The sequence below is a fragment of the Rhodobacteraceae bacterium D3-12 genome, from assembly GCA_025916135.1.
Taxonomy (GTDB): domain Bacteria; phylum Pseudomonadota; class Alphaproteobacteria; order Rhodobacterales; family Rhodobacteraceae; genus JAKGBX01.
On the sequence record CP104793.1, the window covers coordinates 550,867 to 576,630 of the forward strand.

Genomic DNA, 25,764 nt, shown 5'->3' on the forward strand with positions numbered 1-25,764 from the left:
CGTGGGTTTCCAATCGCGTTAGGGGCGTCGGCGTGGCCGCTGTCATGCCGGGTTCTCTTGGGCGTTTTTCTTGAGGAACCAGACGACCGAGACCGCCGACAGGACCAGCAGGGCCACGGCGACTGGGCTTTTTAGAACCTGTGTGAGGTCGCCATTGGTCAAGGCGAGGGATTGGGCGATTGATTTCTCGAACCGGGGACCGAGGAAAAACGCGATGATAAAAATCACCAGCGAATAGCCGAAGCTTGCCATCAGGTAACCTATGACCGCGAAGATCAACATGATCGTGACGCCGAACAGCCCGTTGGTGGCCATTGAGACGCCGACAAAGCAGAGCAGAAGCGCCGATGAGAAGATGATGGATTCAGGGGCCGAGACGACCTTGACCCAGAGGCGCAGGCCGAGTTGTCCGACCCAGAGGTTGACGAAGTTTGCCATGATCATCGCGCCGAAAAGGCCGTAGACGAGGCGGCCTTGGTTTTCAAACAACAGCGGACCGGGCTGCATGCCGTGGATGGTGAAGGCGCTGATGATCAGCGCGGCGCCGACGCTTCCGGGGATGCCAAGCGTCAGCAGCGGGATCAGGTTGGCGCCGACCACAGCGGAGTTGGCAGATTCGGATGCGGCGATGCCTTGGATGTTGCCTTTGCCAAAGGTTTCGGGCTCTTTCGAGCTGGCCTTGGTCATGGCGTAGGACATGAAGGCGGCAGCGGTTGAGCCGATCCCCGGCAGGGCGCCGAGAATGGTGCCGATCGTCGCGCCGCGCAGCATGGTGTAGCGGCAAGACCAGTATTCGGCCCAAGACACGCGGCGGTCAGCGGGGTTGCCGGTGTCCTTGGCGACGATGGCGGGGCGCAAGTTGCCGTGGGCCTCGGAGAGGCGATGCAGGATTTCGGAAATGGCCAGCATCCCGATGGCAACAGAAGGCAGGGCGAGGCCACCGAAGAGATCCCAATAGCCAAAGATCAGGCGCGGCGTGAAGTTTTCGGGGTCTTGGCCGATGGAGGCGGCGAGCAGGCCAAGGCAGGCAGCGATGATGCCTTTGGCCAGCGAGTTTCCGATCAGCCCTGCGAGGATCGAAAACGCGAAGATCATCAACGCGCAGACCTCTACCGGTCCCATCTTCAGAGCCAAGATCGCGAGGGGGGCAGACACGGTGATCAGGACGATGTCGCTGAATGTGTCGCCGGTGACAGAGGAGAACAGCGCCATTTTGGTGGCTTTGAGCGGCTTGCCCTGTTTGGCCAGCGGGTAGCCATCCATTGCCGTTGCGGCGGCATCCGGTGTGCCGGGGGTGTTCATCAGCACGGCGGGAACAGCGCCGCCAACAAGGCCGCCCTTGTTCACCCCGACAAGGAAGGCGATTGCCGGCAGCGGATCAAGTCCGAAGGTGAAGGGAATGGCGATTGCCATGGCCATAATCGGGCCAATGCCGGGCACCGCGCCGACAAATTGCCCGAGCACGACACCGAATAGCACAAACAGCAGGTTGTAGAGCGAAAAGGCGTCGGCGAAGCCTGCGAGGATTGTCGAAAATTCTACCATGACTGGAGTCCTTTAGGGCAGCGCGCGGCCCAGCACCTCGGAAACGAGGAACCAGATGAGGAGGGGCATGGCGATCACTCCGAGGCCAAGCCACAGGGGGCGGCGCTCTCCTATCAGCCACATGATTGCCAATGCGAGACCCGGCGCGACATATTCAAAGCCGAGTTTCGACATCGCCCAGATGCCGATGCACAAAAGCGCGACGTAGAGCGCGGTTTTGGCCATTAGGACGGGGTTGCGGGTTTGATGTGTCGTGGGTTTGATTGCCACGTAGGCACCCGAAATGGCGAGAATAATGGAAATGATATTGGGGAGAGTGGCGGGCGCAATATTTCCGCTTTCGACGGTTTCGATAAAGTTGGGATTGACCCAAAAATACATCGCAAGCCCCAAAAGCATAAAGAACAAGCCAGATATGCGATCTGCTGTTGTGGTCATCGTCCCCTCCCCAGAGAAATAGCACCCCGCCGCAGTGCGCGGCGGAGTGTTTAGTTTAGCTTATTTGGCGAACAGCCACCTTGGCGTTGGCCAGCCCGTCGATCATCATTTTTTCAGTGCCCTCGACGCCCATGTTGATGGGGTCACCTTTGACGGCATTCCGGACGATCTCGGCGAACTTAGGAGACTTGGTTGCCTCTTCGATTGCGGCGGCAATCGCTTGGATCGCGTCCGGGTCAGTGCCTTTGCGCATGGCGAGGAAAAAGACAGGATCGACATAGGCGTTTACACCGGATTCGATGAATGTCTTTTTGTCCGGTGCATAGCTGAGGCGGGATTGGTTGGCGCCTGCGATCACCTTCATATCGCCGGACTCAAGATAGGGGTATTGCTCGCCCGAGCCGAAGCCCGCAAGAACCTGCCCCCCGAGGATGAGCTTCATCACCTCGGCACCGCCATCGGCTGTGACCAGATTGAATTTGGCATCCTTGGCGGCCATGGTTTGCTTCATCACCAGCACCTGTGGCGGGGCCATTGTGGCGACGGGCAGGGTGCCCTCTTTCTTGGCGTGGGCGATCATCCCTTCGAGGTCGTCAAAGGGGGCGTCCTTGCTTGCGACCAGCGCCAGTTCGGCTTTGGCGACGGTGCCGAGGTAGTCGAAGCTTGAGACATCAAACGGCAGTTGGTCGCCACGCTGCACCAGTTGAACGTGCACTGGAATGCTCACGCCCATACCGATTGTGAGGTTGTCGACGGGGCGCTGTGACAGGCCGGTGAACATGGCAACGCCGCCACCGCCGGGCTTGTTCTCGACCACGATATTCCAGCCGGTGTTTTCTTTCATCACTTCGGCAAGCACGCGGCCCATTGTATCGGTGGAGCCACCGGCGCCAAACCCGATCTGAATGGTCAGGGGGCCAGCAGGCGCCCAGTCATCCGCAACAGCCGGTGCGGCGAGGGCCATTGCGGCGGTTGCCGCCAAGGCCATGAGTTTTGATTTAAGTTTCATAAGGTTTCCTCCCTTGGTTTTCACGTTTGTATTCACTGTTTCGATTTTTCAAGTGCGAGTCGTTTGACCGCTCGTTCGCGCAGGCCGGCGACCTGATTGAGCAATGCCTGCGGATCGACGAACACATTCGGCTCTCCCGATTTGCGGGTCATGAGCTTTTTGCGGTTTTCGTCGAGGTTGGCTGAAAAGCCATGTGTGGTCAAATGCACTTCAACTGGCATGTCTTGGGATTCGACCAGTTTGCGCACCCGATCAACGCTTTCGATGTAGGCTTCGATCTGGGGCGGACCTTCGATTGCGTTCAGCCCGAGGCCACCAATGGTGATGGCCCGGTAGGTGTTGGTCCCGTCCTTGACGTCATAGAGGTATGACGCGGTGCCCCAAGTGTGGCCGGGGGTTTCGATGACCTTGAAGGTGTTGTTGCCCACGGTGATTTCATCACCATCGGCGACGACAATTTCCGGCGCGATCATGTCCCAAGCCCGCGGGCCGCCTTGGGATTTGGCTGCGGATGTGACGGCCTCTTCCCAGCCTTCTTTGGTCATTATGAATTTTGCGTTGGGCAACAGAGGTTTGAGCGCGACGGCACCGCCGACATGGTCAAAATGGCCATGGGTCATCATCACATATTTGATGTCTTCAAGTTTGGTGCCGGTTTTCTTGATGTTCTCAACGATTGTCTTTTTGAAAGGACCGTAGAGCGTATCAATCAGGACTACGCCGTCATCGGTGTGCACCAGCCACGCCGACACCCAGCAGACGCCGACATAATCGACATTATCGAAGGGTTTCCATGGCTCGACGTATTGATCGGCAGGGGTGTTGAGCCATTTGCCCAAATCCGGGGGCATTTTGCCCGTCTTTCCAAATTCGATAAAGCGCTGGATGATCGGCCCTGACGGGCAGCCATCGAACAGGGGTTCGGCCGATGCCGCTCCGGCCGCGCCGATGCTCAGCAACGCGGCAGCGCGCACCGTGTTTTTGAGTGACTTTAACAGGTTTACCATAACGATTCCTCCCTCGGATGGCATGAAATTCAGACTATTCCGGCGGCAAGAGTTTGCCGGGGTTTAGAATGTCGTTGGGGTCAAGGGCCGCTTTGATCGACCGCATGACCGCCAGTTGCGCGGGTTCTTTCAGGTGTTTCATCACCGCCAATTTGCTTTGCCCGATCCCGTGTTCGGCGCTGAACGAGCCGTTAAGCTCGGTCAGCTTGGCGAAAACCTTGGCCTTGGCCGTTTCGAGCGGCAGGGCATCCCATGTCTGCCCGTTGGACGCAGACAGGGCATAATGCAGGTTGCCATCGCCAAGGTGGCCTACCGTCAATGGTTGAAAGCCGAGGTCGTCCATCTCTGCATCCATGGCATCGACAAAGGGGGCAATCGCGGCCAGAGGCAGCGAGATGTCGAGGTGATAGGCAGGGCCGTTTTCGGTGATTGATTCCAGAGTTGCTTCGCGCATTTTCCAAAGATCGGCGCGCTGTTGTTCGGATTGAGCGATCATCGCATCAAGCACTAGCCCCTCCTCCATCAGATCGCCCAAAAGCGCCATGACGTCAGCTTGGAGCCGGATGCCGCCGTCTTCCATCTGTTCGGCGTCATGGGCGCGAGAGGAGGCCACTTCGACCAGAATGCCCGTGGCGACGGGTCCGTCCAGCGGGCGGCGCATGGCGGGAAATGCCTTGCAGATGGTCTCAACGATAGCGTTTGGCATGTATTCGAAGGCTTCGACGCTGCTTCCTGTGTGGTCCTGAAGCCGGTTGAGGACGGTGGGGGCCGACGCGAGTTGATCAACCGACAAGAACGCGGTTGAGCGGGCGACGGGCGCGGGGGAAAGTTTGAAAACAGCGGCTGTGATGATGCCCAATGTGCCCTCGGCGCCGATCAGCAGGTTTTTGAGATCATAGCCGGTGTTGTCTTTGCGCAGTCCGGTGAGCGCATTGATCACCGACCCGTCCGGCATGACCGCTTCGATGCCGAGGCACAGCTCTCGTGTGTTGCCGTAGCGCAGGACGTTTGATCCGCCCGCATTGGTCGACAGGTTGCCGCCAATGGTGCAGCTGCCTTTGGCACCGAACATCAGCGGGAAGATCAAATCGTGCTCAAGCGCCTTGTTGTGGAGGGTTTCGAGCACTGTACCGGCTTCGACGGTGACGGTTCGGGCCTGTGGGTTGAGCGCGCGAATGGCGTTCAGACGGTTGAGCGAGATGACAATGGACGCGCGATTGTCCAGAGGCACGCCGCCGCCGCACAAGCCGGTACGTCCACCTTGGGGGACAACCGCGATGTTGTGGGCATCGCAGAGTGTGACCAGTTCGCTGACCTGTTGCGTTGTGGCCGGGCGGACAACCGCGAGCGCGCTCGCGGTAAATTGCCCCGTCCAGTCGGTGAGATAGGGCGCGACGTCTTCGGGGGTGGTCAGAACATAAGTATCGCCCACGACGGCGCGAAAGGCGTCGGTCACTGTGTTGGCGGTTGCGTTAGAGCTGGCTTCAATCATCAAAATCGCTTTGCAGGGCTGTGTGACGCCATCCGTGGCGGCAGCTGTCGACTCGGGTAATCTACCATCCAACATGTTAGATTGATCTGTCAAGTAACATGTAACATGGTAGTTTGACAATGCCAGCGTCCTCAAGGATGATGGTCCGAGATTTAGCAGGAGCAGCCGCATGCAACCCGTCGACCGTCCGAAGTCTTTGATGGAAGTGACCTCAGAAAAAATTCGCGATGCTATTGTCGCGGGTGAATTGCCTTTGGGGTCCAAATTGTCAGAACAGCGGCTGGCCGATACGTTGGGGGTGAGCCGGTCGCCTGTTCGGGATGCGCTGGCGGTGTTGCAGTCTGAAGGGTTGGTTGCGATTTTGCCCAAGCGAGGCACATTTGTTTTTACCCCCGATTTGCGGGTTGTTGATGAGCTTTGTGAGCACCGGGCCATCCTTGAGACCGCAGCGCTTCGGCTTGGGATCGAGCGCAACCATGCGGATGTGTTGCGGCAGCTTGAAAAAGCCAGCACCGAAATGGAGCGCGCCTTGAAGTCGAATGACGCGTATAGATACACAATGGGTGACCACCAGTTTCACAATGCGATCGTTGAAGGCGCGAGAAACCGGACATTGACGAAGACCTATAATCAGACCGTTTCGCCGCTTAAGGCGCTGCGAACGCATCTGTTTACGATCATGAGCGAAAATTCGGATCGTTCGATGGCGGAGCATTTTGCCTTGATCGAAGCGGTCGCCGCAAGGCAGACCGAACAGGCGGTGTCACAGCTTGCTGTTCATATCGGACATCTTGAAGAAGCGTTTCGAGCAAAGCTTCTTGCGGAGCGCGCGGAGAAGGTTGAGCGGGCTGTTTCGTAGGCGTGCGGAGCTCGTGCGGTGGGGTGGCTTTTCCAAGCGCGGGCCGGCCCCGTATTAGAGCCGGTTTGAGGGTGGCGCCGGTCAACACCGGCTTATGTCACAAACGGAATGGCGTGTTCCTGCGCCGCATAGGTGGTGCCATTGATGCGGAGGCTTAGATGCTGGGGAGTGTCCGGCAGGTCGGATTGGATGAGCCCGACGGCAATTGTTTTGCCCAGCCTTCTTGAGAAAGCCCATTCGCTGACAAACCCGGCGTTTGTATCATTGTGCAGCAGTGCAACCGGATGCCCGACAAGCGGTGGGGTGCCGTCAATGACCAAGCCAATGCGGCGGCGGCTTGGCGGGGTGGTTGCGAGATCGGCAAGCGCTTGGCGGCCGACGAAATCAATATCGGCCTGCAGGTCGATCAAAGCGCCAAACCCCATTTCGTAGGGCGTTGCACGGTGGGTTTGCCAGCGCATATCGGCGCCATATGAAATCAGCCCGCTTTCCAGCCGTTCGACATCGTTTGGCGCGCCGGGGCCGATACCAAAACCCGCGCCGGCGTGTTTTACCAGATTCCACAGGTCGGTTCCGCGGGTCTGATCCTGAAGATAGAGTTCGAACCCGCCCTGTTTGGACCAGCCCGAGCGGGCGAGCACCAGCGGAATGCCATCAAGGCTGGTTTCTTTGAACCCGAAGTAGCGGAAATCGCGCACCTTGTCGCCGAACAGCTTGGCGGCCACATCTTTGGCTTTTGGCCCTTGTATGGCGAGGGGCGAGACATCGGGTTCGCTGACCTTGACGTTCCATCCTTTTTCGCGCCCCAGAGCGGCGGCCCAGAGGTGGATGTCGCTGTCTGCGACGGACAGCCAATAGCGGTCATCGGCCAGTTTCAGCAGAACGGGATCGTTGATCAGCCAGCCGTCATGATCGCAGAGCGGCACGTAGCGGCCCTGACCCACTTTGGTTTTGCTTAGGTCGCGGGGTGTCAAGTATTGCGCCAGCCGCCCTGCGTCAGGGCCAGAAAGCTGGACCTGTCGTTGCGCGGCCACATCCCACATGGCGACGCCATTGAGCAGGCGGTCATATTCGGCGTCGGGATCGCCAAAGTGGGCGGGAATATACATGTGGTTATAGACCGAGAAACTGTGAACGCCGTCGCGCACGGTGGCATCAAAATAGGCTGATTTGCGAATGTTCGGGCCGATACCAATCGAAAATGTCATGGGGCGTCCTTTGATGTAATGCCGTCAGTGTCGGGCTGTTCAGAACATGTCCTGAAGCATGAGGCAATCCCTGTGCGGCGCGGGATATGCGCGTGTATTGCGCGCGCTGGTGTGGACGGATACGCAGGGCGAATACAGCGTCTTGTGTAGCGGTGCCGCGTGGGGAGATTGAATGCGCATACTTCTGATTCATACGGGTGGCACGATCGGGATGACCCAAACGAAAGACGGGTTTGCCCCGCTGGCGGGCGTCGTTGAGGACGCGGTGCAGGGGCTGGTTGCTGCGAAAGAGATAGCGGCGAGCGTTACGATCCATGCGCTTGAGCCGTTGATTGACAGTGCGCAGGCCACACCCGGCGACTGGATCAGGATCGCGCAGAGTATCAACGCGGCGGGTGCAACCTGTGACGGTGTGGTGGTCACCCATGGCACTGACACGTTGGCCTTTACGGCGGGGGCGCTTTGTCTGGCGCTCGCGGGTCTCGACAAGCCGGTGATTGTGACCGGCTCGATGTTGCCTTTGACGGTGGAGGGCAGCGATGGGCTGGGCAATCTGCGCGATGCGTTGAGCGCGGCGACGACCAGCGGGCCGGGTGTTTGGGTGCAATTCGCGGGGCGTTTGTTGCATGGCGGACGGGTGCGAAAATCCCATTCGAGCGCGTTTGACGCTTTTGAGGCGGAGGCCAGCAAGATCCCCCCGGTGTTTGCCGCAAATCGCGCGGGATTGAATGAACTGTCGCCGCAAAAGGTGAGTGTTTTCTCTGTCACGCCGGGGCCATGCGCGGATGTGCTAGGCTTTGCTGTGGACCACTGTGACGGTTTGGTTTTGCGGTGTTACGGGTCGGGGACCGCGCCGGATACGCCGGAGATGCGCGCGGCTTTGGACCGGGCGAGACGCCGCGACGTTCCGGTGATCGCAGTCAGTCAATGCCCCGAGGGCGGGATGAAGCTGGGAACATATGCTGCGGGGCAGGTGATGCGGGATAACAATGTGGTCGACGGGCGCGATACGACACCCGAAATGGCCTATGTCAAAATGCATTTCGCCTTGTCCTTGCATCGCACTTATGAGGCGCGCTGTGCATTTCTGGCGCAGAGTCAGCTTGGCGAATTCACGCAGTAAGCTGTTGGAACAAAGGGAAACGGCCCAGCGATTGCCGGGCAGGTGAGGTCGGGCGAAAAAAGGGGGCGCGTGGCCCCCTTTGCCATAGGTTATTCTGCAGCGTGAACCGACTGCACGCCGTTTCTTTCGCGCAGGCCATCTTTCCAGATCGCTTTGACGAGCGAGGCGCACATGAGAACCATCACAAGCGAGAAGGGCAGAGCGCCGATCACCATGGCGGATTTGATCGCCTCGACGCCACCAGCGATCAACAGACCACCGACAACCAACGACAGGGCCAAGCCCCAGAAGATGATGTGCGGGCGACCGGATGGCTTTTCTGTTCCGGCTGCGTTGATTGTGTTCACGATCAGGATCGCGGAGTCTGCTGTGGTCACGAGATATGTGAGCAGCAAGACCACAACGATTACGGCCATGATCCACGCCACACCGGAGCCGAGCATGAAATCGAGCATCGCGAACAGCTGGTTCTGTTGGCCAGCGCCGGAGATCACATCATTCGCGCCACCATTCAAGGTCAGGTCGATCGCGGTGCCACCTACAATGGTGAACCAGACGAAACACATGATGGAGGGGATAATGATCGCCCCCAGAATATATTCGCGCAGTGATCGGCCACGGGAGATACGCGCGAGAAAGACCCCCACGAAAGGTGCAAATGCGATCCACCAAGCCCAGTAGAAAACCGACCAGCCACCTTGCCAGCTTGCCAGTTGGGCGGCTTCGCTGCCGTCAACACCGTCGCTTGTCCAGACGGTGAACAAGAGTTGTGGCAATTGAATGATGTAGGTGAGCAGCCCCTCAACAAGGGCGCTCAGGCCAAAGAAGGTGGAGCCGAACAGCAAGAAGAACGCCAGCAAGAAGAAGCTGAGGCCCATGTTGATGTTTGAAAGCCATTTGATGCCTTTGCCAACGCCGGACAGGGCCGACAGTGTGGACGCGCCCATGATGATCAGCAATGCGGTGATCACACCAGCCGTGGAGGGCGATCCGGTTTCTGCAACGATGAGCCAATCACCAAACCCGATACGGTGCAGGCCGGACACAAATTGCTCAACCCCGAAGCCCAGCGTCTGCGCCACACCCAGAATGGTTGCAACGACGGCGACGATATCCACGATATGACCCAAGATGCCCGACAGTCTTTCGCCAAATAGCGGTGTCAGCGCGGAGCGGATCGTGAGCGGCAGGTTGCGACGGTACGAGAAATACGCAAGCGAAAGCCCAACGATGGCGTAGCATGCCCATGCGGAAAATCCCCAGTGCAGGAACGACCAGAGGTAGGCGTTATTCACATTATTTGCAGCGGAGGCACCCGTTTCGCCCATGATAACATTTGGGTTGTTGGCAAAGTGGTACATCGGTTCAGCGGTTGCAAAGGTCAGCATGCCGATGCCGATGCCAGCGCCAAACATCATCGAGAACCAAGAAAAGTTAGAAAACTCTGGCGTGTCGCCTTCCAGTCCAAGTTTGAGCCGACCGGTGCTTGGGATCAACGCAAGAATAACGCAGACAAGCAGGAACAGCGCGACAACGTAGATATACCAGCTTGAGAATGTTCCAAGCAGCGAGCTGTTCAGGTCTCCGAGGATTGTTGCGGCGGTCTTTGGCACCGCAATCGCCCACACAATGAGGGCGGCGATCAGGATTTTGGACGTGATCGCAACATCTTTGCTGAAGCCAGCATAGAAACCGCGATCCGCGGTTTGGATGGGTAGATCCATCAATGGGGGTTTATTAGCCATGTTTCCTCCTGAATGGCTGGTGGATGTCAGACAAAACGGGCCTCCCACGCGAAGCGTATTCGCGTGACCGTTTTAGTGTCTGACCGGGATAGGGACGTTGGCGAGATGCCTAGCCGGGGCTGTGCGTTAGGATGTGCGTGCCAATGTTAAGGCGGAGCAATCAGGGCGCAGCGATCAGGGCTAAGCATCAAATCTGGTTAGCTTGGTAGATACTCGTCGCTCCAAGATCTGCTCAGGTTGCCGGTTTTGATCATGGCCTCGATTGCAGTGTCCACATAGCCGAGTTCGGACAGGATCGCGCGGGTTGAGGCGCCAAATTTTTCGGCTGGCCGCACGGCGCTGACCTTGCTTCGGGTGGTGCGCACTGCGTAGGGGTCAAGCTGGATAACTTCGTGGCCGCTGGGATGATCCGCATACAGCGAGAAAGAATAGCTGCCGTTGGATGTTCCGGGATCGCCGTCGGCGTCGCGCAGGTTTCTGGCGCGAAGCGCGTCGAGGTTCTCGCAGATGACGGCGCCAATGTCGGCGGCTTGTAACCGTTCAACCCAGTCCGCGGCGGTTTGGGTTTGAAAAGCGGTCGCAAGAAATGCGGCGCGGTCTTCTTCTGGCAGATCGGGGAGTTCTTCGAGGCCTTCGACGTTCCGAAACCGCGGCAGGTCGCCCTCGTAGGCGCTGAGCAGGAGGTGGCGCGATGCTGTGCTGTAAAAGCGGGTTAGCGCGTCATAGCCGCTTGCTTCGGGGCCTGAAGGTTCGTCAAACAGCCCCCGGCCTTTGAAGTCGAAGGCGAAGGCCACTTGCAGTAGTCCGCTGTTAGATGACAGCGAGGTGCGGCCACGGCCAATGCGACCGTGACGGTGTTTTTGATACAGGGCAGCGGCGACGGCCAATGCGCCACCAAAGCCGCACATCACGTCGATCGTGCCAACGTGGGCGTGTTCTTCGGGGCGGTCCATCGCGCCGCCGAACCGCAGCATGATGCCGGTGGTCGCCTGCACCAGATCGTCATAGCCGATATAGTCGGTACGGGCGCCACGGCGCACGCCGCTGAAGCAGTCGAGCTTGCAAAACAAGGCGTCGGGGTTGAGTTTGCGCAGGCTATCTGCGTCCAGCCCCATCTTTTTGATTTGGGTGTCGGGGGCGTTCCAGATGATGACATCCACAGACTTTACGAGGTCTTCGAACACTTGTCGGCCATGGCGCGAAGTGATGTCCGCAAGGATCGAGCGTTTGCCGCGCATTTGCGACATGCCGTAGATAACGGTGTTCCAGCTGTCATACATCGGCTCGGCTGGTTCCAGCTTGATGACTTCGGCACCAAAACGCGCCAGATAGCTGGCGGCATGCGGGCCGGCGATCACGTTGCACAGGTCCAGCACCCGGACGCCCGAAAGCCACCCTTCCTGATCAGTGTCGGTTATGTCACTCGCATCTGCTGGCTCAGGGATTTCGGTGCGGACTTTTTGGAGGGTTTTTAGCGCCTCGTCGAAGTCGACCCAGCGGCGGGGTTCGGGTGTCAGGGCTTCTTCGCCGCTTTCTTCCATCCAGACGACCGGGCCGGGCTGGGTCATATCGCCGTAAACCGGATCGTGGACATCAATCATCAGGCCCGAGGTTTCGGCGTATTCGTCGTGGATCCATTCCTGCAACCATCGCTGCGGCGCGCCGGGAACAAGGCCGCGGCCAAACATCTTTTTCCACTCGTGCGATGTGCGGGTCATAAAGACCTCTTTCATGCGCTCAGCGATCTTGTCGGCCCAATCCTTGGGCATGGGGTACACGCCAAGAGAGGTTTCGTGTTCCCATTCGGACCATGGTTTGTAGGTGTTCTCTTCCGAGGTCAGCCCGTCTTCGACCAGTTCGTCATAGATGCCAAGCACCTCAAGGCAGCGACGTGCGTGGTTTTTGTGACTGGGGCAGACGACGTAAAACATCCGCCCGTCCTTGCACATGTAGCTGCGGAAAAACGGGTCCATCAGCTCTTGCAGGTCTTCGTAGCTGACGTTCATCGGCAGGCCTTCGACGCGGCGGCGTTCGATTTCGGTCTCGCGCTGGGTAAGATAGCGTTCGGGCAGGCCGTCGATTTTGATCGAGTTATAGCACAGGCCTTCCATTACGGCGGCGGCCAGCGGGACTTCGATCTGATCGCCAAGGCCGGTGATCTGACGCGATTGCAGCGCCAGCACCGTGGCCGATGCTGCGATCTGTGACGCATAGGCCGACGCCAGCGGCAGAGGGGAGAAAGAGGGGTTCAAGCCCATCAGAACCCGGTTCAGCCCCATGTCGGTGAAGACGCCCGAGCTGGCTGACACGATGCTTTCATAGGCGCGCAACTCGCGGCGTTCGGCATCATTGGAGGCAAAGCCGGGCACGGAAACCGTGATCAGTTCCGGGCGTTCCAGACGCATGGCGGCAAAGTCAAAACCCAGCTTGGCGATTTTGCCGGGGCGGAAGTTTTCGACGATGATATCGGCCTCGGCACAAAGCGCGCGGGCCTGTTCCAGACCGTCGTCGGATTTCAGATCAAGGTTCACGATAAGCTTGTTGCGGTTCAGCGTGGCATTGGCCGGGCTATCCCACATCGCGCCTTGGGGTGGGTCGATATGCACGACTGTGGCGCCTAGATCGCCAAGAAGCATCGCGACAGCGGGGCCTGCGATATATTGACCAAAGTCGACGACTTTTACACCGGTAAGCGGCAGTTTGGAAAACGAATTACGCATGTGATCTCCAACAATGACGATTGGGTTGTTCGGCTGATAGGTATGCTGGGTGGGGGGCTGGCAGGTTTATTGCCCTGCCAGAATCCAGCTCGCTGCTTTTTCCGCGATCATGATCGTGGGGGAATTGGTGTTGCCGCTGGTAATTTCAGGCATGACAGAGGCATCAACCACCCGGAGTCCGGCGACGCCTTTGAAGCGCAGGTGCGGGTCGAGAACGGCGGTTGGGTCATCGGCGCGGCCCATTTTGACGGTGCCAACGGGATGGAAAATTGTGCTGGCGATGTCGCCTGCGAGCCGGGCCAGATCATCGTCGCTTTGATACTTTATGCCGGGTTTGAATTCCTCGGGCTCATAGGGCTGCATCGCCGGTTGCGCCATGATTTCGCGCACCTGACGCAGGCTGTCTGCGGCGACTTTGCGATCATCTTCGGTATCGAGGTAATTCGGCGTAATCTTGGGGGCATCGCGGAAGTCACCCGAGCCAATGCGCACGTGACCGCGGCTGGTTGGGTTCAGGTTACAAACGCTCACCGTGATCGCCGGGAAATCATGCAGATCTTCGCCGAATGCCTCGAGACTGAGGGGTTGGACGTGGTATTCGAGGTTGGCGTGCGTGCGATTGGGGTCAGAGCGCGTGAAGGCGCCTAATTGGCTGGGTGACATGCTCATCGGGCCAGAGCGTTTGAGCAGGTATTCCAGACCGATCTTGGCCTTGCCGATCATCGAATTGGCCAGAGTGTTCATGGTCTTCGTGCCCTTGACCTTGAACACGGCGCGGATTTGCAGGTGGTCTTGCAGGTTTTCGCCGACATAAGGTTGATCCATGACCACGTCGATGCCGTGCTTTTTGAGGAGTGCAGTGGGACCGATGCCCGACAATTGCAGGATTTGAGGCGAGTTGACGGCCCCCGCAGACAGAACAACTTCTTTGCGGGCGGTCACGGTTACAGGCTGGCCTGCGCGATGCACCTTGGCGCCAACACAGCGCAGCGCGCCGTCCGCTGCCTTTTCAAACGTCAGCTTTTCGACCTGCGCTTCGGTCCAGATGGTCAGGTTTTTGCGTTGCTTGGCCGGGCGCAAGAACGCCTTGGACGTGTTCCAGCGCCAGCCGGACCGCTGGTTTACATCGAAATAACCGACGCCGGAATTGTCGCCGCTGTTGAAGTCGTCGGTTTTCTGGATGCCGGTTGTTGTCGCGGCGTCGGCAAAGCTGTCCAATACGTCCCATCGCAGGCGTTGTTTTTCAATCCGCCATTCGCCGCCGTGCCCGTGCATGTCAGAGAAGCGGCTGTTGTCGCCGGTGACCGGATCAGCCCCATCATCGAGCTTGTAGTGGTCTTCGTGCGCCTTGAAATTCTTGAGGGAGTTTTCCCAGTTCCAAGCCTCTTCGCCGGACAATTCGGCCCAGTTGTCATAATCGCGGGCCTGACCGCGCATATAGATCATGCCGTTGATCGAGGAACATCCACCGAGCGTCTTGCCGCGCGGATAGAGCAGGGTGCGCCCGTTCAGGCCTTTGTCCGGCTCGGTTTTATACATCCAGTCGGCGCGCGGGTTGCCGATGCAATAGAGATAGCCAACTGGGATGTGGATCCATGGATAGGTGTCGGCTTTGCCGGCTTCCAGCAAGAGCACTTTGTTCGCGGGATCCGCGCTCAAGCGGTTGGCCAACAGGCACCCGGCGGAGCCACCGCCGATTACGATATAGTCAAATCCGTTTGAACCTTGAGCCATGTCGCCATCCATCCATCAGCCGTTGCAGTGTATTGTCGATACCGCAGGAAAGGGGGTGATGAACGAAACGCTGTGATTTGCCATGAAGGCAAAAGCATTACGGTCCAGTCACGTCCCCTCCTAGAACGCGAATTTTGATGACCTTTGAGGGAGGAGTTTGAAAAAACCTAATGACAAATGCCACAGTGCAATATTAAAATTTTTTATATGGATCGTTTCTCTAATATAAACAGCGTCTTGGCGTTTGTGACGGTGGCCCGCGAAGGCAGTGTTTCGCGCGCCGCCGAGGTGTTGAACCTGACGCAACCAGCGATTAGCCACCAGATAAAGCGGCTGAGCGAGGAGACAGGAATCGCGTTGTTCAACCGCACGGCTGCGGGTTTGCAGCTTAGTCATGACGGTGCGGCCGTGTTGTCAAAAGCGGAACATATCCTTGAAGCGATGACTGATTTCCACCGGAGCGCCCGGCAAATTTCTGGTCGGGTCAGTGGTAAGCTTAAGATCGGGACCATCGTTGACCCAGAGTTTATCCGGCTGGGCCGGATGCTGGCGCGTTTGCAATTGGAGCATCCGGACATCGAGACCGAACTGATGCATGGCGTCAGCGGGGATATCATGGCCTGGTTGAAACGGGGCAAGATTGATGCTGGGTTTTATTTGTGCGGGCCAGAAGATCTGTTGCAGATGGGAACAGAAAGCGAAGATCAGATTCACGCGATAAAGCTTGCCGATTTCAGTTACCGCGTCATCGGCCCGGTCGGGTGGCAAGAGAAAATAGGGACCGCTGATTGGTCGACGCTGGCGACACACCCTTGGATCGGGACGCCGGAGCGGTCTGTTCATCACCGTCTGATGGCCAAGGTCTATCCTGACTTTGACGATCGTTTGAATGTGGTTGCTCGTGTCGATCAAGAGGCCTCGATGCTGGAGATGGTGCGCTCTGGCATTGGGTTGAGTTTGTGCCGCGAGTCTATTGCGCTGCATCAAAAGCAAACCTTTGGTCTTGCTGTGTGCAATTCTGTTTCTGTGCCTGCGTGCCTGTGTTTTGTGACTTTGGAGCGGCGTAAGAAAAGTCCGATCCTCACCGAGTTGTTTACCTTGCTGCAAGGCTCTTGGTGAGGCTTGCCGCGAGCCATTCGGGGCAATCCGAGACGTCGTGGGGCGCTGACACCAAAAAGGAGCGGCCAAGAAGCCATTGGTGAGCAGTCACAACAGCTCGGAGCAGTGTGTGGGAGCATTGCGTGTGAGCGTGCTAAATGACGATGCGACCGTGATCGTAACCCGCCAGCCCTAGTCTGCGCAGACGAGGGCTGGCTTTGTCTTGGCAAGCTTGGGCTTTGTTGGCGTCATGCGGCCTTGCGGAGGTGTTTCGTTTCAGGCGCTTCTACCAAAGCCGCGTGGAGAGCGATGACTGCATCGTCGACCGATGTTCGTGGGACGACGAATTGAATGTCCACGTTGCGTGGTGTTTGATGGGCGGCAATAAGGTCGATTTCCGCGTTCTCTAACGAGATAAGTGCCCGGCTAAAGGCTTTTAGTCCGGTAAGGTCGCGCCCGATTGCCGAAACGATGGACACGTTGCGTGCGCTTATGTTGGCAGATGGGAAGGTTGTTTCCAAATCTGATATGACGCGGCGCACAGCTTTGAGGGGCGCTTCGACATAGTGGGTGATTGTGTTGGCATTTGACGTTTTGGAGGCAATGCGCACTTTGTGACGCCGGAGGGCTTCCAGCGCGGCAGTGTCATAGCCTTTGACGCCGACCATGTCCTGCTCAAACAGCTCCAACGCGACAACATTCAGCCCGGTAATGATTTCTACCGCAGGGGTTTCAGCAAGTTGTTCGTCGATGAGGGTTCCCGGATCAGAGGGCTCAAACGCGTTGGTGACGCGCAGCGCCACGTTGGACTGGCGTAAAATCTTTGCCGCATTCGGGTGAATGGCCTCCATCCCCATGTTGGAGAGTTGATCTGCAACATCATAGTTCGTGTGCCCCAGTTTGCGCACCGCCCCTGCGCCAACCAGCGCCGGATCAGCCGAGGAAAGGTGGAACTCCTTGTGGATGATCGCTTCTTTCGCCTTCGTATGCGCCGCAATGTTAGAGAAGGTCACTTCGGAATAGCCCCGATCATATTCGCGCATCAGACCTTCGCGACATTGGGCGTAGCCCGTGACGATCGGAAGTTCCGTGGCAAGGTCCACGTCCTGAAACGCGGTTGCGATACGTTCCTGCAAGCTGCACTCGGTTTCATCGCGCCAGCCGCTCAGGTCTACGAAACGCGCGTTGACCCCGGCGCGTTGCAGCATCAGCGTCATCACATAGGCGGAATGCGCTTCGCCCAGACCCGACAGCAGCTCACGAACGACCATCATCTGGCTGGACAGTCGGAAATGACCGTAGGAGCACAGGCGGCGCAAATCATACAGGCAATTGCGTGCGCCTTCGATCCGGTCGCGGACAAAATCTTCGGCCAGGGCACGGTCGGCGGGATTGTCCAGCACTTCGGCTTGGCATTTGCCCATGGCGACGGCCACACGGGTCAGCGCATCCAGCCAGCTATGATCGTTGTCATCATTCGAAAAGAGGGCATAGACGCCGGGCTCGCCAGTTTTTTTGTGCTCGAGCAACAGATCGGTGATCCCGCCAAAGGCGGAGACCACGAAGATCCGGTGAAACAGCTCATCTGCAGCACGGTCGCCGATGATCAAGGTGTCGCGCAGCTCGTGGATGCGCGACATTGAGGTGCCGCCGATTTTCTCGACGGTATGTTCTGGAAAATTCACGATATATCTTCCGGTTTGCGCCGGAGCCTCTCAGGCTGTTTGCAGATCGTCAGCAGCGGCATAGGATCCATCTTCGCGATGCACCTCTGTGCCGGTCACGGGCGGATTGAAGCAACACGCCATCACCAACTCTTCGTCAGCGCGCAAGATGTGGCGATCATGTTTGTTCAGCGCATACATCACGCCGGGTTTGATGGCGTGGGTTTCGCCGGTTGCGATATCGGTGATCGAACCGGTGCCCTGCATGCAATAGACGCTCTCGAAGTGGTTCTTGTATTCGAACGTGTGTTCCGAACCGGGCTCAAGAAAGGTGATGTGAAAGGAGAAACCCATTCCGTCCTCGGCCAGAAGCATGCGCACGCTGCTCCATTGCGCATCCGATACGACGCGGTCGCGCTCTTTTTTGATGATCTCATTGAAATCACGAACAATCATGTCTCTTACTCCGCTGCAAATTTGCTTGAATCAGTTTCAAGGCGCATGGCGTTCCGCAACACCATGAGACCTTTGAGTAACGTGTCTTCATCCGTGGTTAGCGGGGCCAGAATTTTAACCACTTGCCCCTCGTTTCCAGAGGTTTCGATAATCAAACCGTCACGGAACGCGCGGGCGCAAATGGCGGTGGCCAATTCGCCTGAACCGACATCCAGTCCCTGCATCATGCCGCGCCCTTTGAGCTTAGACCCTGGCAGCAACTCAGACATTTCTGTCAACGCGTTTGTCAGCAGAAGCGCCTTGGCGGCGGTCGCATTCTTCATGCGATCATCGGCCCAGAATTTGGTTACGGCCACATGGGCGGTGACAAAGGCGTGGGTATTGCCGCGAAAGGTGCCGTTGTGTTCGGCAGGGCCAAAGACGTCGTATTCCGGGCGCACCAAGAGCAACGCCATGGGCAGGCCAAAGCCAGACACGGATTTCGCCAGCGTGACAATATCTGGGGTGACCCCCATGCCATCAAAAGAAAAGAAATCACCGGTCCGACCACAGCCGGCCTGAATATCGTCAACGATCAGAAGCGCACCATGTTCCTTGGCGAGCGCGGCGATCCGGCGGATCCATTCCGGGCGGGCGGCATTAAGCCCCCCTTCACCCTGTACCGTTTCCAGAAGAATGGCCGCGGGGGCATCAATTCCGGACGAGCTGTCATTGAGCATCGCTTCAAGGAAATCGGCAGTGTCGGTGTTTTCGCCGAAATAACCGTCAAACGGCATTCGGGTTACGCCGTTCAAAGTGGTGCCGGCAGCGCCCCGGTGATAGCTGTTGCCGGTCGCTGAGAGCGCCCCCGTCGTTACGCCGTGAAACCCGTTGGTGAAGGCAACTATGTTGGTACGGCCAGTCACTTTGCGCGCCAGTTTCATTGCCGCTTCAACTGCGTTTGCCCCTGTGGGGCCGGTGAACATCACCTTGTGATCCATGTCACGCGGCTGAAGAATGAAACGGTCGAAGACATCCAGAAACTTGGCCTTTGAGTTGGTGTGCAGGTCCAGACCATGGGCCAATCCGTCAGACTGAAGGTGGGCAATCAACGCCTGCTTCATGTCCGGGTCATTATGGCCGTAGTTGAGGGAGGAACACCCGGCCAGAAAGTCGATGTAACGTGTGCCGTCACGGGCAATCATTTCGGACCCTTGGGCCGATGTGAACACCGGGTCAATTCCCCGGCAGTAGCTGCGCGCTTCGGATTCGCGGCGGTTAAAAATGGCAATTTCAGACGGGTTCGTAGACATACGACCTCTCTCGGGTTTTGGGTGTTGGGGGAATAAATGGTGGGTTAGCAGTGGCTGGCGCATGGCTCAGGCCGCCAACCTCGCCCGGTTGGCCAGCGGGATTGTGACCATGTGCTCGGTTTTGTGACGTTCTTGGAAGTGCAAAGCCTGAGTGTAATAGGGAGTCATATCCATATCTTTGCCCTGACGGCGCGCAAATTTTCGGAACAAGGACCAGGATGCCTCGTTGTCCGCAGTTATGGTGGTTTGCAGTCGGGTCACGTCTTTGCACTCTGGGCGATTGAGGATGCTTTGCAGCATCAAACCACCCAAGCCCTGACCACGCGCAATATCAGACACCGCCACCTGCCAGACAAACAGAGTGTCGGGCTCGTTGGGCATCACATAAGCAGAGACCCAGCCTGCAACCTCGCCCGACAACTCGGCCACGACGCAGGTGTCAGCGAAGTGATCGCATTGCAGAAGGTTGCAATACATGGAGTTCTCATCAAGCGGCTGGCAGGACCGGACAAGAGTCCAGATCGCAGCGCCATCTTTGGCGGTGGGTTTGCGTAGGGACGGCAGATCAACGCGCATCGGGTGAGAAGGATGTTGCATCTCGGGCTCCTATAACTTTGATCAGCGAACTAACATGGCGGCAATTAAGGTTCAACAGTCGAAGCAAAAATTGTCTGAAATGCGTGATATTGCGGGTTTTTGGGCCAAAATGGCTCTAAATAGCTTAGCTTTTCAAAATAAATTGTGGTTTGCGCCCTTCGCGTCGCTTAAGTATGCTTAGCCAGTCAAACCAATGGAGCAGATTTGGACCGTATCGATAGCAGCTTGATTGCCCTGCGACGAATAATCCGCACGACAGAGTTGTTCGGCCGCGAAATCCGCCAGTCCACTGGCGTTACTCCCACTCAATTTCGTGTTCTGCAGATTGTCTCAGAGCAAGGTTACGCGACTGCCAAAGGCATATCTGTGCGAATGCGGGTTTCCCAAGCTACGGTGACCTCTTTGGTGGACAAGTTGGTCCGCGATGGTCTGGCCGTGCGCGAAAAATCTACGCAAGACCGGCGTCAAACAAACATTTTGCTTACCGGCGCAGGCCGTAAGGTGCTGGATGAAGCGCCAGACCCGTTACAACAACGGTTTGTGCGCAAGTTTGCCGCCATGGAAGATTGGGAACAGGCCATGCTGGTTGCAAACCTCGAGCGTGTGGCTGCCATGCTGGACGCAGAAGATATGGACGCGTCGCCAGTTTTGGATACCGGTGAAATCAAACTTGCAGAGTGACTCTCCGACAGTCTCATTTCGACATGAAGGGTGGCAGGTTACGCGCCGCGGGCTTGATGCCATTGTCGACCGGCGCGACGGAGCATTTTGTTGTCTGTCTCATCGTCCACTCTTTAGTGGCAACGAAGAGCCAAACCCTGCTCACATCAAATAACGCTGTTTGGACACATCGGCGCTGACGTCAGGCAAGCAGGGCAGGACAACCGCGCCAGCGCGAACAGGCGCGGTGATCTCCGTTCGGGTGAGTTTACTGGTGCAGATGCGGGTTTGGGCGCATGGTTGCGATCAGCTCAGCCACTTTGACGCCGAACTTGCGCATTTCAGATTTATTCATGATGACACCGTTGTCCGTCAGATAAAGCCAATCCGTAGCGCTTAGCGTGTGGCCGCCCGCATCGTCAGGCAAGACGATCTGGTATTCCATCTTGATCGTTGATCCTGAGATCGTTCCGCGCGCTTCCCCTACGATATCATCAGCGGTCGCGGTAAACGTATCTCCATCGACGATTTTAAGGAACCACTTGCGGCTTTGCGTCTTGCCGTTCGAATAGGTGAATACTTCGCTGAGTGTGCCGGTTTCCCCCTGCCATTCGCCAACCATTCTGGCGACAAAACTATTGGTCACCCTTCCGGTTGGGCCATAGATCAGCCCTTCAGACAGGAGTTCGCCAGATAGATGCTGTTTCAAGGAAAACCTTGGGCCAGTATCGGCGTAGTCAGACGGGCTTTGGGCGCGAAAGCTGAGAAACAGATCCTTCGCCAACAGGGCGATAAGGATAAGGAACAGTAGGGCGGACAAAAGTTTCATAGGGTTTGATCCTCGGTTGGGAGCGTAAGAACTAGGGCTAGCGCTGCGAGTTTCAGAACGCAGGGGATAACAGCGTAGGCGATATTGAGGGTTGCCAGTGCGGCAGGGGTGTTGCTTGCGCCGGGGGCGAAGCCGCTGTTTTCGAGCAATGGGAGAACAGCGAAGGCAGCAATTGCGAGGCTCAGTTTCCCGGCAAAGGACCAGATGCCGAACGCTGTCGATGCCTTTAGCCCGGCACGAGTCAGCGCGACGGAGAACATCGCGGGTAATATGACCATATCCGCCCCGAGCGCCGCGCCGGAGGTGAGGCAGATCAACGCAAAACCAGCCGCGTTGCCGGGGGAAAGAAACGCAGCGCCGACGAAGCCAAGAATGGCCAGCGGCATGGCAATGAGCAGGGTTGTTTTCGTGCCGACCCGCAGGCTTAGCCGGGTCCAGAGAGGCACGCTGAGCCCGGCGCTTGCAAAGAACAGGATCAAGAGCGGCCCGGCCATTCCGGTCAACTGTAGGCGATCTTCGACGAAAAACAGGAAGAGGGTTGAGGTGATAGCAACCGGCAGAGAATTGACCAGCGCCAAGGCCAAAAGGCGCAACGCTCCTGCTTGGGCCAGACCTGTGAATGAGAGTTGCGCGCCCTCAACCACGGGTCGTTGCCATATCGGAAAGGTGAGAACCGCCGTCAGAATTGCCAGCATTCCGAGGAAGACGCCAAACGCAGGGTAGCCTTGAGCGCCGAAGCCAAGCGCGACGAATATCGCCGGTGCAATGGCGGCGATGATCACCCCGGCCATCATGCCGCCCTCGCGGAAGGCGGCCACGGTCATCAATTCGCGCTTTTCGGGGCGTTTGGCGAGGGTTGCGCTACGGCCATAAAGCAAGATCATGCCGAGGCTATATGCCGAGAACAACAACACGAGGATCGCAACCAGTTCGACGACTACATTCGGCCCGTCCCGCTTCATGAAGAGCAGCGGAAAGCCGATGGCAAGCCCGGCAGCCGCCAAAAACGCAAAGCCGCCTTGCAGCCGTGGCCAGCGGTCGATCGCCCATCCAATCAGGGGCCCTGTACCAAATCGACGAGCCTGATCAGCAGAAGGATCGTTCCAATTGTGCCCAGCCCGATTCCGAGTTCGACCGATGCAAAGCGCGGCAGATGAATGTAGAGCGGGATGCCTGCCGCTGCCAACATCAGCGCATAAAGGCTGACTCGCGGGTAAAGCATCACTCGCCCCGCAACCGGCGGGTGAAGGATTTTGAGCGCGTGTCATCACCCAGAAAGATAGCCATGAACCGGGTTTTGATTTGGGGATAGGCGAGCGTGCACATGCGTCTGCCGTTGCGCCAAAAGCGGAGTTTGTCTTGGCCGTCAGACACGGCAACGTAGCGGTCGCCCTTGCGCACGTTGTCAAAACAGCGCTCGAGCTGCGCACGCAGCGGCAATGCTGTGCCGGTGCGTTCAAGTTCGCGCATGGTGCCTTCGACAAGGTCGAATTTGGTCAGATTGCGCAGGTACTTCAGCTCAAGCCCAAAGTCTTTGCCCCAATCGAGCCGCGCGCCGGATTTGGTGTAAAGCCGGGCTTCGTAGATCGGCAGCCCGACCCAGCGGAAGGTCGCCGCGCCGCGCAATTCAGCACCCGAGAGGGCCGTGTCGACGGGTGAGGCCTGAGAAACTGCGGGGGCGATGAGCAAGGCAAGGGGCAGGGCGATTTTAAGCATGAGCGAGCTCCACCTGCACAACATTGGTGTGGCCAATCGCGAAGGAGGCGGCACAGATTTCAAGGTAGTATTGCCAGTTGCGAAAGAAGGCCTCGCCGTATCCCATCTCAGTGATCTTGCGTTTCTGCGCGCTCAGGCGCTCGGCCCAGATACGGCAGGTTTTGCCGTAGTCTTGCCCGAAGGCGAAGTTGTCACGCACCTGCAGGCCGGCTTTCTGGGCTTGGTCAGCGATCACGCTATCAGAGAGCAACATGCCTCCGGGGAAGACATATTGGCGTATGTAGTCGGACGAGCTTTTGTAGGTGTCAAAGAAACTGTCCTTGACGGTTATGGCTTGCAACAACACACGCCCGCCGTCGGCGAGGCTATTCTTGAGCGTTGAGAAATAGCTAGGCCAGTAGCGCTCGCCGACAGCTTCGATCATTTCGATCGAGACGATGTTGTCGAACTTGCCGTCAATGTCTCGATAGTCGCGAAGCTGGATGTCTGCGCGCCCGTCAAGGCGGCATTCGGCGTAGCTGTGCTGGTTGCGCGAAATGGTGACGCCGGTAACGTCGCGGCCATCTTCGCTTGCCGCTTCGGCAAAGCCGCCCCAGCCGCATCCGATTTCCAGAGTGCGCTCGCCTTCGTTCAAGCGAGACAAAGCGCGCGCGTTTTTGCGTGATTGTGCCCGCGCAAGATCGTTTTCCGTAGGATCGAACAGGCCGGAGGAATAAGTCATCCCTTCGTCAAGCCAGAGACCGTAGAATTCATTGCCGACATCGTAATGCGAGCGGATGTTCTTGCGCGAGCCGCGCTTGGAATTGGCCCGGAGCACGGTATCAACCAGCCGGAATTTCGCCTTGTTAAAGGTGCTGGCCTGATCGTAGTTGCCAAGGTGGTCGCGGTTGCGCATCGCCACGGACGTCAGCGTTTCGATTGATGGCGTGTCCCAGAGGCCTTGGACATAGGTTTCGCCCAATCCGACTTGGCCATGCGCAGCCATCGCCGAGACGGTCGCCCAATCGTGAATAACCAACTCTGCTTCGGCGCCGGACGTGCCGAAGTTGTAGCGTTCGCCTTCGGGCGTGCGCAGAGTCAGGCGGCCTTCACGCAGACGCTCGCAGGTCGAGAGGAATTCCATTTTCAAGGCCTTGTCGGTCAAGCGCATTTTCCATTCCTTTGAGTTGGTGATGTTCGTTGAGAGTACGCACGATGCGCATGGCGCTGGCGATGCCGTCTTCGTGGAAACCGTGGCGGTTCCAGGCACCGGCGAACCATGTCCGGTTCGTGCCTTGCATCTGGCGAATAGCGTTTTGAGCTTTGAGGGCGGCCCTGTCGAACACCGGGTGGGCGTATTCGACGGTGTCGTAGATCGCCTCCTCGCGGATTTCGATTGATGGGTTCAGGGTGACGAACAGAGGGTCACTTTCCGGGATGTTCTGCAGCTTGTTCATCCAGTAGGTGACGCCGATATTGCCGTTCTGCGAGCGGTAGGCCCAGCTTGACCAGCAAGCGCGGCGCTTGGGCATGTGGCTCGGATCGCAATGCAGCACTGCGGTATTGGATTGGTACCGGATGCTACCGAGAGCGTCGCGTTCGGCCGCAGATGCATCGGTGCCCAGAACAGCAAGGGCCTGATCCGAATGACAGGCGAGGATGATCTCGTCATAGGTTTCAACTGGCGCATCGCCAGCGGTAAGTCGGACGCCGAATTCGCCACGCTCAACATGGCTGACCGGGGTGGCGGTGTGTAGAGTGACACCACGCGCAATTAGAGCGATTTCAAGGCGTTTGACGTATTCGATGCTACCGCCTTTGACGGTCCACCACTGGTGCTCGCCTGTCCCGGCCAGAAGGGCATGATTGCGGAAGAATTGCACCAAGGATTTTGCGGGAAACTGGTCAACCTCGGTAACTGGAGTAGACCAGATCGCGCCGCACATGGGCATCAGATAATTGTCACGGAACCAGCGCCCGAGACCCAGTTCATCTACCAGCTCGCCAATTGTTTTGTCGTCGTCCTTGGCCGCCGCTTCGGCGTGTTTGCCAAAGCGGATGATGTCGGCGATCATCTTGTAATACTGAGGACGCAGCAGGTTTCTTTTTTGCGCCAGAATGGATTGGCGTGAGGTCAGGCCATATTCGAGCCAGCCATCATCGATACTGGCCCCAAAGCTCATTTCGCTTTTGATCACCGGGACATTGAGGTCGCGAAAGAGCCGGGTGAGATTGGGATAGGTGACATAATTGAAAACTATAAAGCCGGTATCGACCGGTTGATCGCCATTTTTTCCAGCCATCACCGTGCGGGCATGGCCGCCAAGTCGGGGTGCGGCTTCGAACAAGGTGATGTCATGATACGGCGATAGATAATAGGCTGCGGAAAGGCCCGAAATGCCACCGCCTACAATAGCGATTTTCTTGCGCGGCCCTAAGGTTTTATCCAGCATTACGTCCTCATCATTTGTCGGTCGTTATGATGGTAATACGCAGACTCGACCGGGATGGATCATTCACGATTCAAGAAAGATTTCATCGGGGACTGGCGTGGAGGTGCAATTGCGCCAACGCTGGCAGGAATTTTTTCCAG

The 25,764-nt window shown here is 57.7% G+C and carries 21 protein-coding genes and 1 pseudogene; 4 read left to right on the forward strand and 18 right to left on the reverse strand.

Going from position 1 to position 25,764, the window contains the following annotated elements:
- Positions 1–42: 42 nt before the first annotated feature.
- From N4R57_02750 to N4R57_02770, 5 genes are read right to left on the reverse strand one after another with little or no spacing between them, the layout of a single operon-like run.
- Positions 43–1,545: a tripartite tricarboxylate transporter permease gene (locus N4R57_02750; protein ID UYV38042.1), complete on the reverse strand. Its 1,503-nt coding sequence runs from the start codon at positions 1,543–1,545 to the stop codon at positions 43–45.
- Positions 1,546–1,557: 12 nt separating this feature from the next.
- Positions 1,558–1,983 carry a tripartite tricarboxylate transporter TctB family protein gene (locus N4R57_02755; GenBank protein ID UYV38043.1) on the reverse strand — a complete coding sequence of 142 codons (426 nt, stop codon included), beginning with the start codon at positions 1,981–1,983 and terminating at the stop codon, positions 1,558–1,560.
- A gap of 55 nt (positions 1,984–2,038) precedes the next feature.
- Positions 2,039–2,992, reverse strand: coding sequence for a tripartite tricarboxylate transporter substrate-binding protein (locus tag N4R57_02760; GenBank protein UYV38044.1), 954 nt, complete (start codon positions 2,990–2,992; stop codon positions 2,039–2,041).
- A gap of 32 nt (positions 2,993–3,024) precedes the next feature.
- The gene (locus tag N4R57_02765; protein UYV38045.1) at positions 3,025–3,999 is read right to left on the reverse strand and encodes an MBL fold metallo-hydrolase; all 975 of its coding nucleotides are present in this window, start codon (positions 3,997–3,999) and stop codon (positions 3,025–3,027) included.
- A gap of 34 nt (positions 4,000–4,033) precedes the next feature.
- Positions 4,034–5,491, reverse strand: a complete 1,458-nt coding sequence (locus N4R57_02770) for an FAD-binding oxidoreductase (protein ID UYV38046.1) — start codon at positions 5,489–5,491, stop codon at positions 4,034–4,036.
- A gap of 169 nt (positions 5,492–5,660) precedes the next feature.
- Between N4R57_02770 and N4R57_02775 the strand changes: the two genes are divergently transcribed.
- Positions 5,661–6,350: a GntR family transcriptional regulator gene (locus tag N4R57_02775; GenBank protein ID UYV38047.1), complete on the forward strand. Its 690-nt coding sequence runs from the start codon at positions 5,661–5,663 to the stop codon at positions 6,348–6,350.
- 92 nt (positions 6,351–6,442) lie between these two features.
- Here the strand turns inward: N4R57_02775 and N4R57_02780 are convergent, their stop codons facing one another.
- A complete protein-coding gene (locus N4R57_02780; protein ID UYV38048.1) occupies positions 6,443–7,558 on the reverse strand; it encodes a glycine cleavage system protein T in 1,116 nt (371 codons plus the stop codon).
- Positions 7,559–7,730: 172 nt separating this feature from the next.
- On the opposite strand from N4R57_02780, the gene N4R57_02785 reads away from it, so the two are divergent.
- Positions 7,731–8,681, forward strand: coding sequence for an asparaginase (locus N4R57_02785; protein ID UYV38049.1), 951 nt, complete (start codon positions 7,731–7,733; stop codon positions 8,679–8,681).
- Positions 8,682–8,770: 89 nt separating this feature from the next.
- Here the strand turns inward: N4R57_02785 and N4R57_02790 are convergent, their stop codons facing one another.
- The 3 genes from N4R57_02790 to N4R57_02800 all read right to left on the reverse strand — a co-directional run bounded on the left by N4R57_02790 (position 8,771) and on the right by N4R57_02800 (position 14,880).
- Positions 8,771–10,426 carry a BCCT family transporter gene (locus tag N4R57_02790; GenBank protein ID UYV38050.1) on the reverse strand — a complete coding sequence of 552 codons (1,656 nt, stop codon included), beginning with the start codon at positions 10,424–10,426 and terminating at the stop codon, positions 8,771–8,773.
- Between the two features lie 197 nt (positions 10,427–10,623).
- Positions 10,624–13,146, reverse strand: a complete 2,523-nt coding sequence (locus tag N4R57_02795; protein UYV38051.1) for a CoA transferase — start codon at positions 13,144–13,146, stop codon at positions 10,624–10,626.
- Between the two features lie 66 nt (positions 13,147–13,212).
- On the reverse strand, positions 13,213–14,880 hold the full coding sequence (locus N4R57_02800) for a GMC family oxidoreductase N-terminal domain-containing protein (protein UYV38052.1): 1,668 nt from the start codon (positions 14,878–14,880) through the stop codon (positions 13,213–13,215).
- A 207-nt stretch (positions 14,881–15,087) separates the two neighbouring features.
- On the opposite strand from N4R57_02800, the gene N4R57_02805 reads away from it, so the two are divergent.
- On the forward strand, positions 15,088–15,999 hold the full coding sequence (locus N4R57_02805; GenBank protein ID UYV39495.1) for a LysR family transcriptional regulator: 912 nt from the start codon (positions 15,088–15,090) through the stop codon (positions 15,997–15,999).
- A 227-nt stretch (positions 16,000–16,226) separates the two neighbouring features.
- Here N4R57_02805 and N4R57_02810 read toward each other — a convergent pair whose 3' ends face one another.
- The 4 genes from N4R57_02810 to ectA all read right to left on the reverse strand — a co-directional run bounded on the left by N4R57_02810 (position 16,227) and on the right by ectA (position 19,987).
- Positions 16,227–17,663 (reverse strand): aspartate kinase, encoded by a 1,437-nt coding sequence (locus N4R57_02810; GenBank protein UYV38053.1) that lies wholly within the window; start codon positions 17,661–17,663, stop codon positions 16,227–16,229.
- A 30-nt stretch (positions 17,664–17,693) separates the two neighbouring features.
- Positions 17,694–18,098, reverse strand: a complete 405-nt coding sequence (locus N4R57_02815; GenBank protein ID UYV38054.1) for an ectoine synthase — start codon at positions 18,096–18,098, stop codon at positions 17,694–17,696.
- A 5-nt stretch (positions 18,099–18,103) separates the two neighbouring features.
- Complete coding sequence (ectB, locus tag N4R57_02820) at positions 18,104–19,390, reverse strand: diaminobutyrate--2-oxoglutarate transaminase (protein ID UYV38055.1); 1,287 nt, start codon at positions 19,388–19,390, stop codon at positions 18,104–18,106.
- Between the two features lie 66 nt (positions 19,391–19,456).
- A complete protein-coding gene (gene ectA / locus N4R57_02825; GenBank protein UYV38056.1) occupies positions 19,457–19,987 on the reverse strand; it encodes a diaminobutyrate acetyltransferase in 531 nt (176 codons plus the stop codon).
- A gap of 204 nt (positions 19,988–20,191) precedes the next feature.
- Between ectA and N4R57_02830 the strand changes: the two genes are divergently transcribed.
- On the forward strand, positions 20,192–20,668 hold the full coding sequence (locus N4R57_02830) for a MarR family transcriptional regulator (GenBank protein ID UYV38057.1): 477 nt from the start codon (positions 20,192–20,194) through the stop codon (positions 20,666–20,668).
- A 247-nt stretch (positions 20,669–20,915) separates the two neighbouring features.
- Here N4R57_02830 and N4R57_02835 read toward each other — a convergent pair whose 3' ends face one another.
- The 5 genes and pseudogenes from N4R57_02835 to N4R57_02855 form a co-directional block, all read right to left on the reverse strand.
- Entirely contained in the window at positions 20,916–21,476 is a 561-nt protein-coding gene (locus tag N4R57_02835) for a DUF3833 domain-containing protein (GenBank protein ID UYV38058.1), read from the reverse strand.
- Positions 21,473–22,698, reverse strand: a pseudogene (locus N4R57_02840) (MFS transporter). Before N4R57_02840 ends, N4R57_02835 begins: the two are co-directional and overlap by 4 nt.
- On the reverse strand, positions 22,698–23,192 hold the full coding sequence (locus N4R57_02845; protein ID UYV38059.1) for a hypothetical protein: 495 nt from the start codon (positions 23,190–23,192) through the stop codon (positions 22,698–22,700). The pseudogene N4R57_02840 and the gene N4R57_02845 overlap by 1 nt, the downstream one beginning before the upstream one ends.
- A complete protein-coding gene (locus tag N4R57_02850) occupies positions 23,185–24,342 on the reverse strand; it encodes a cyclopropane-fatty-acyl-phospholipid synthase family protein (protein UYV38060.1) in 1,158 nt (385 codons plus the stop codon). The genes N4R57_02845 and N4R57_02850 overlap by 8 nt, the downstream gene beginning before the upstream one ends.
- A complete protein-coding gene (locus N4R57_02855) occupies positions 24,281–25,624 on the reverse strand; it encodes an FAD-dependent oxidoreductase (GenBank protein ID UYV38061.1) in 1,344 nt (447 codons plus the stop codon). The genes N4R57_02850 and N4R57_02855 overlap by 62 nt, the downstream gene beginning before the upstream one ends.
- Positions 25,625–25,764: the final 140 nt, after the last annotated feature.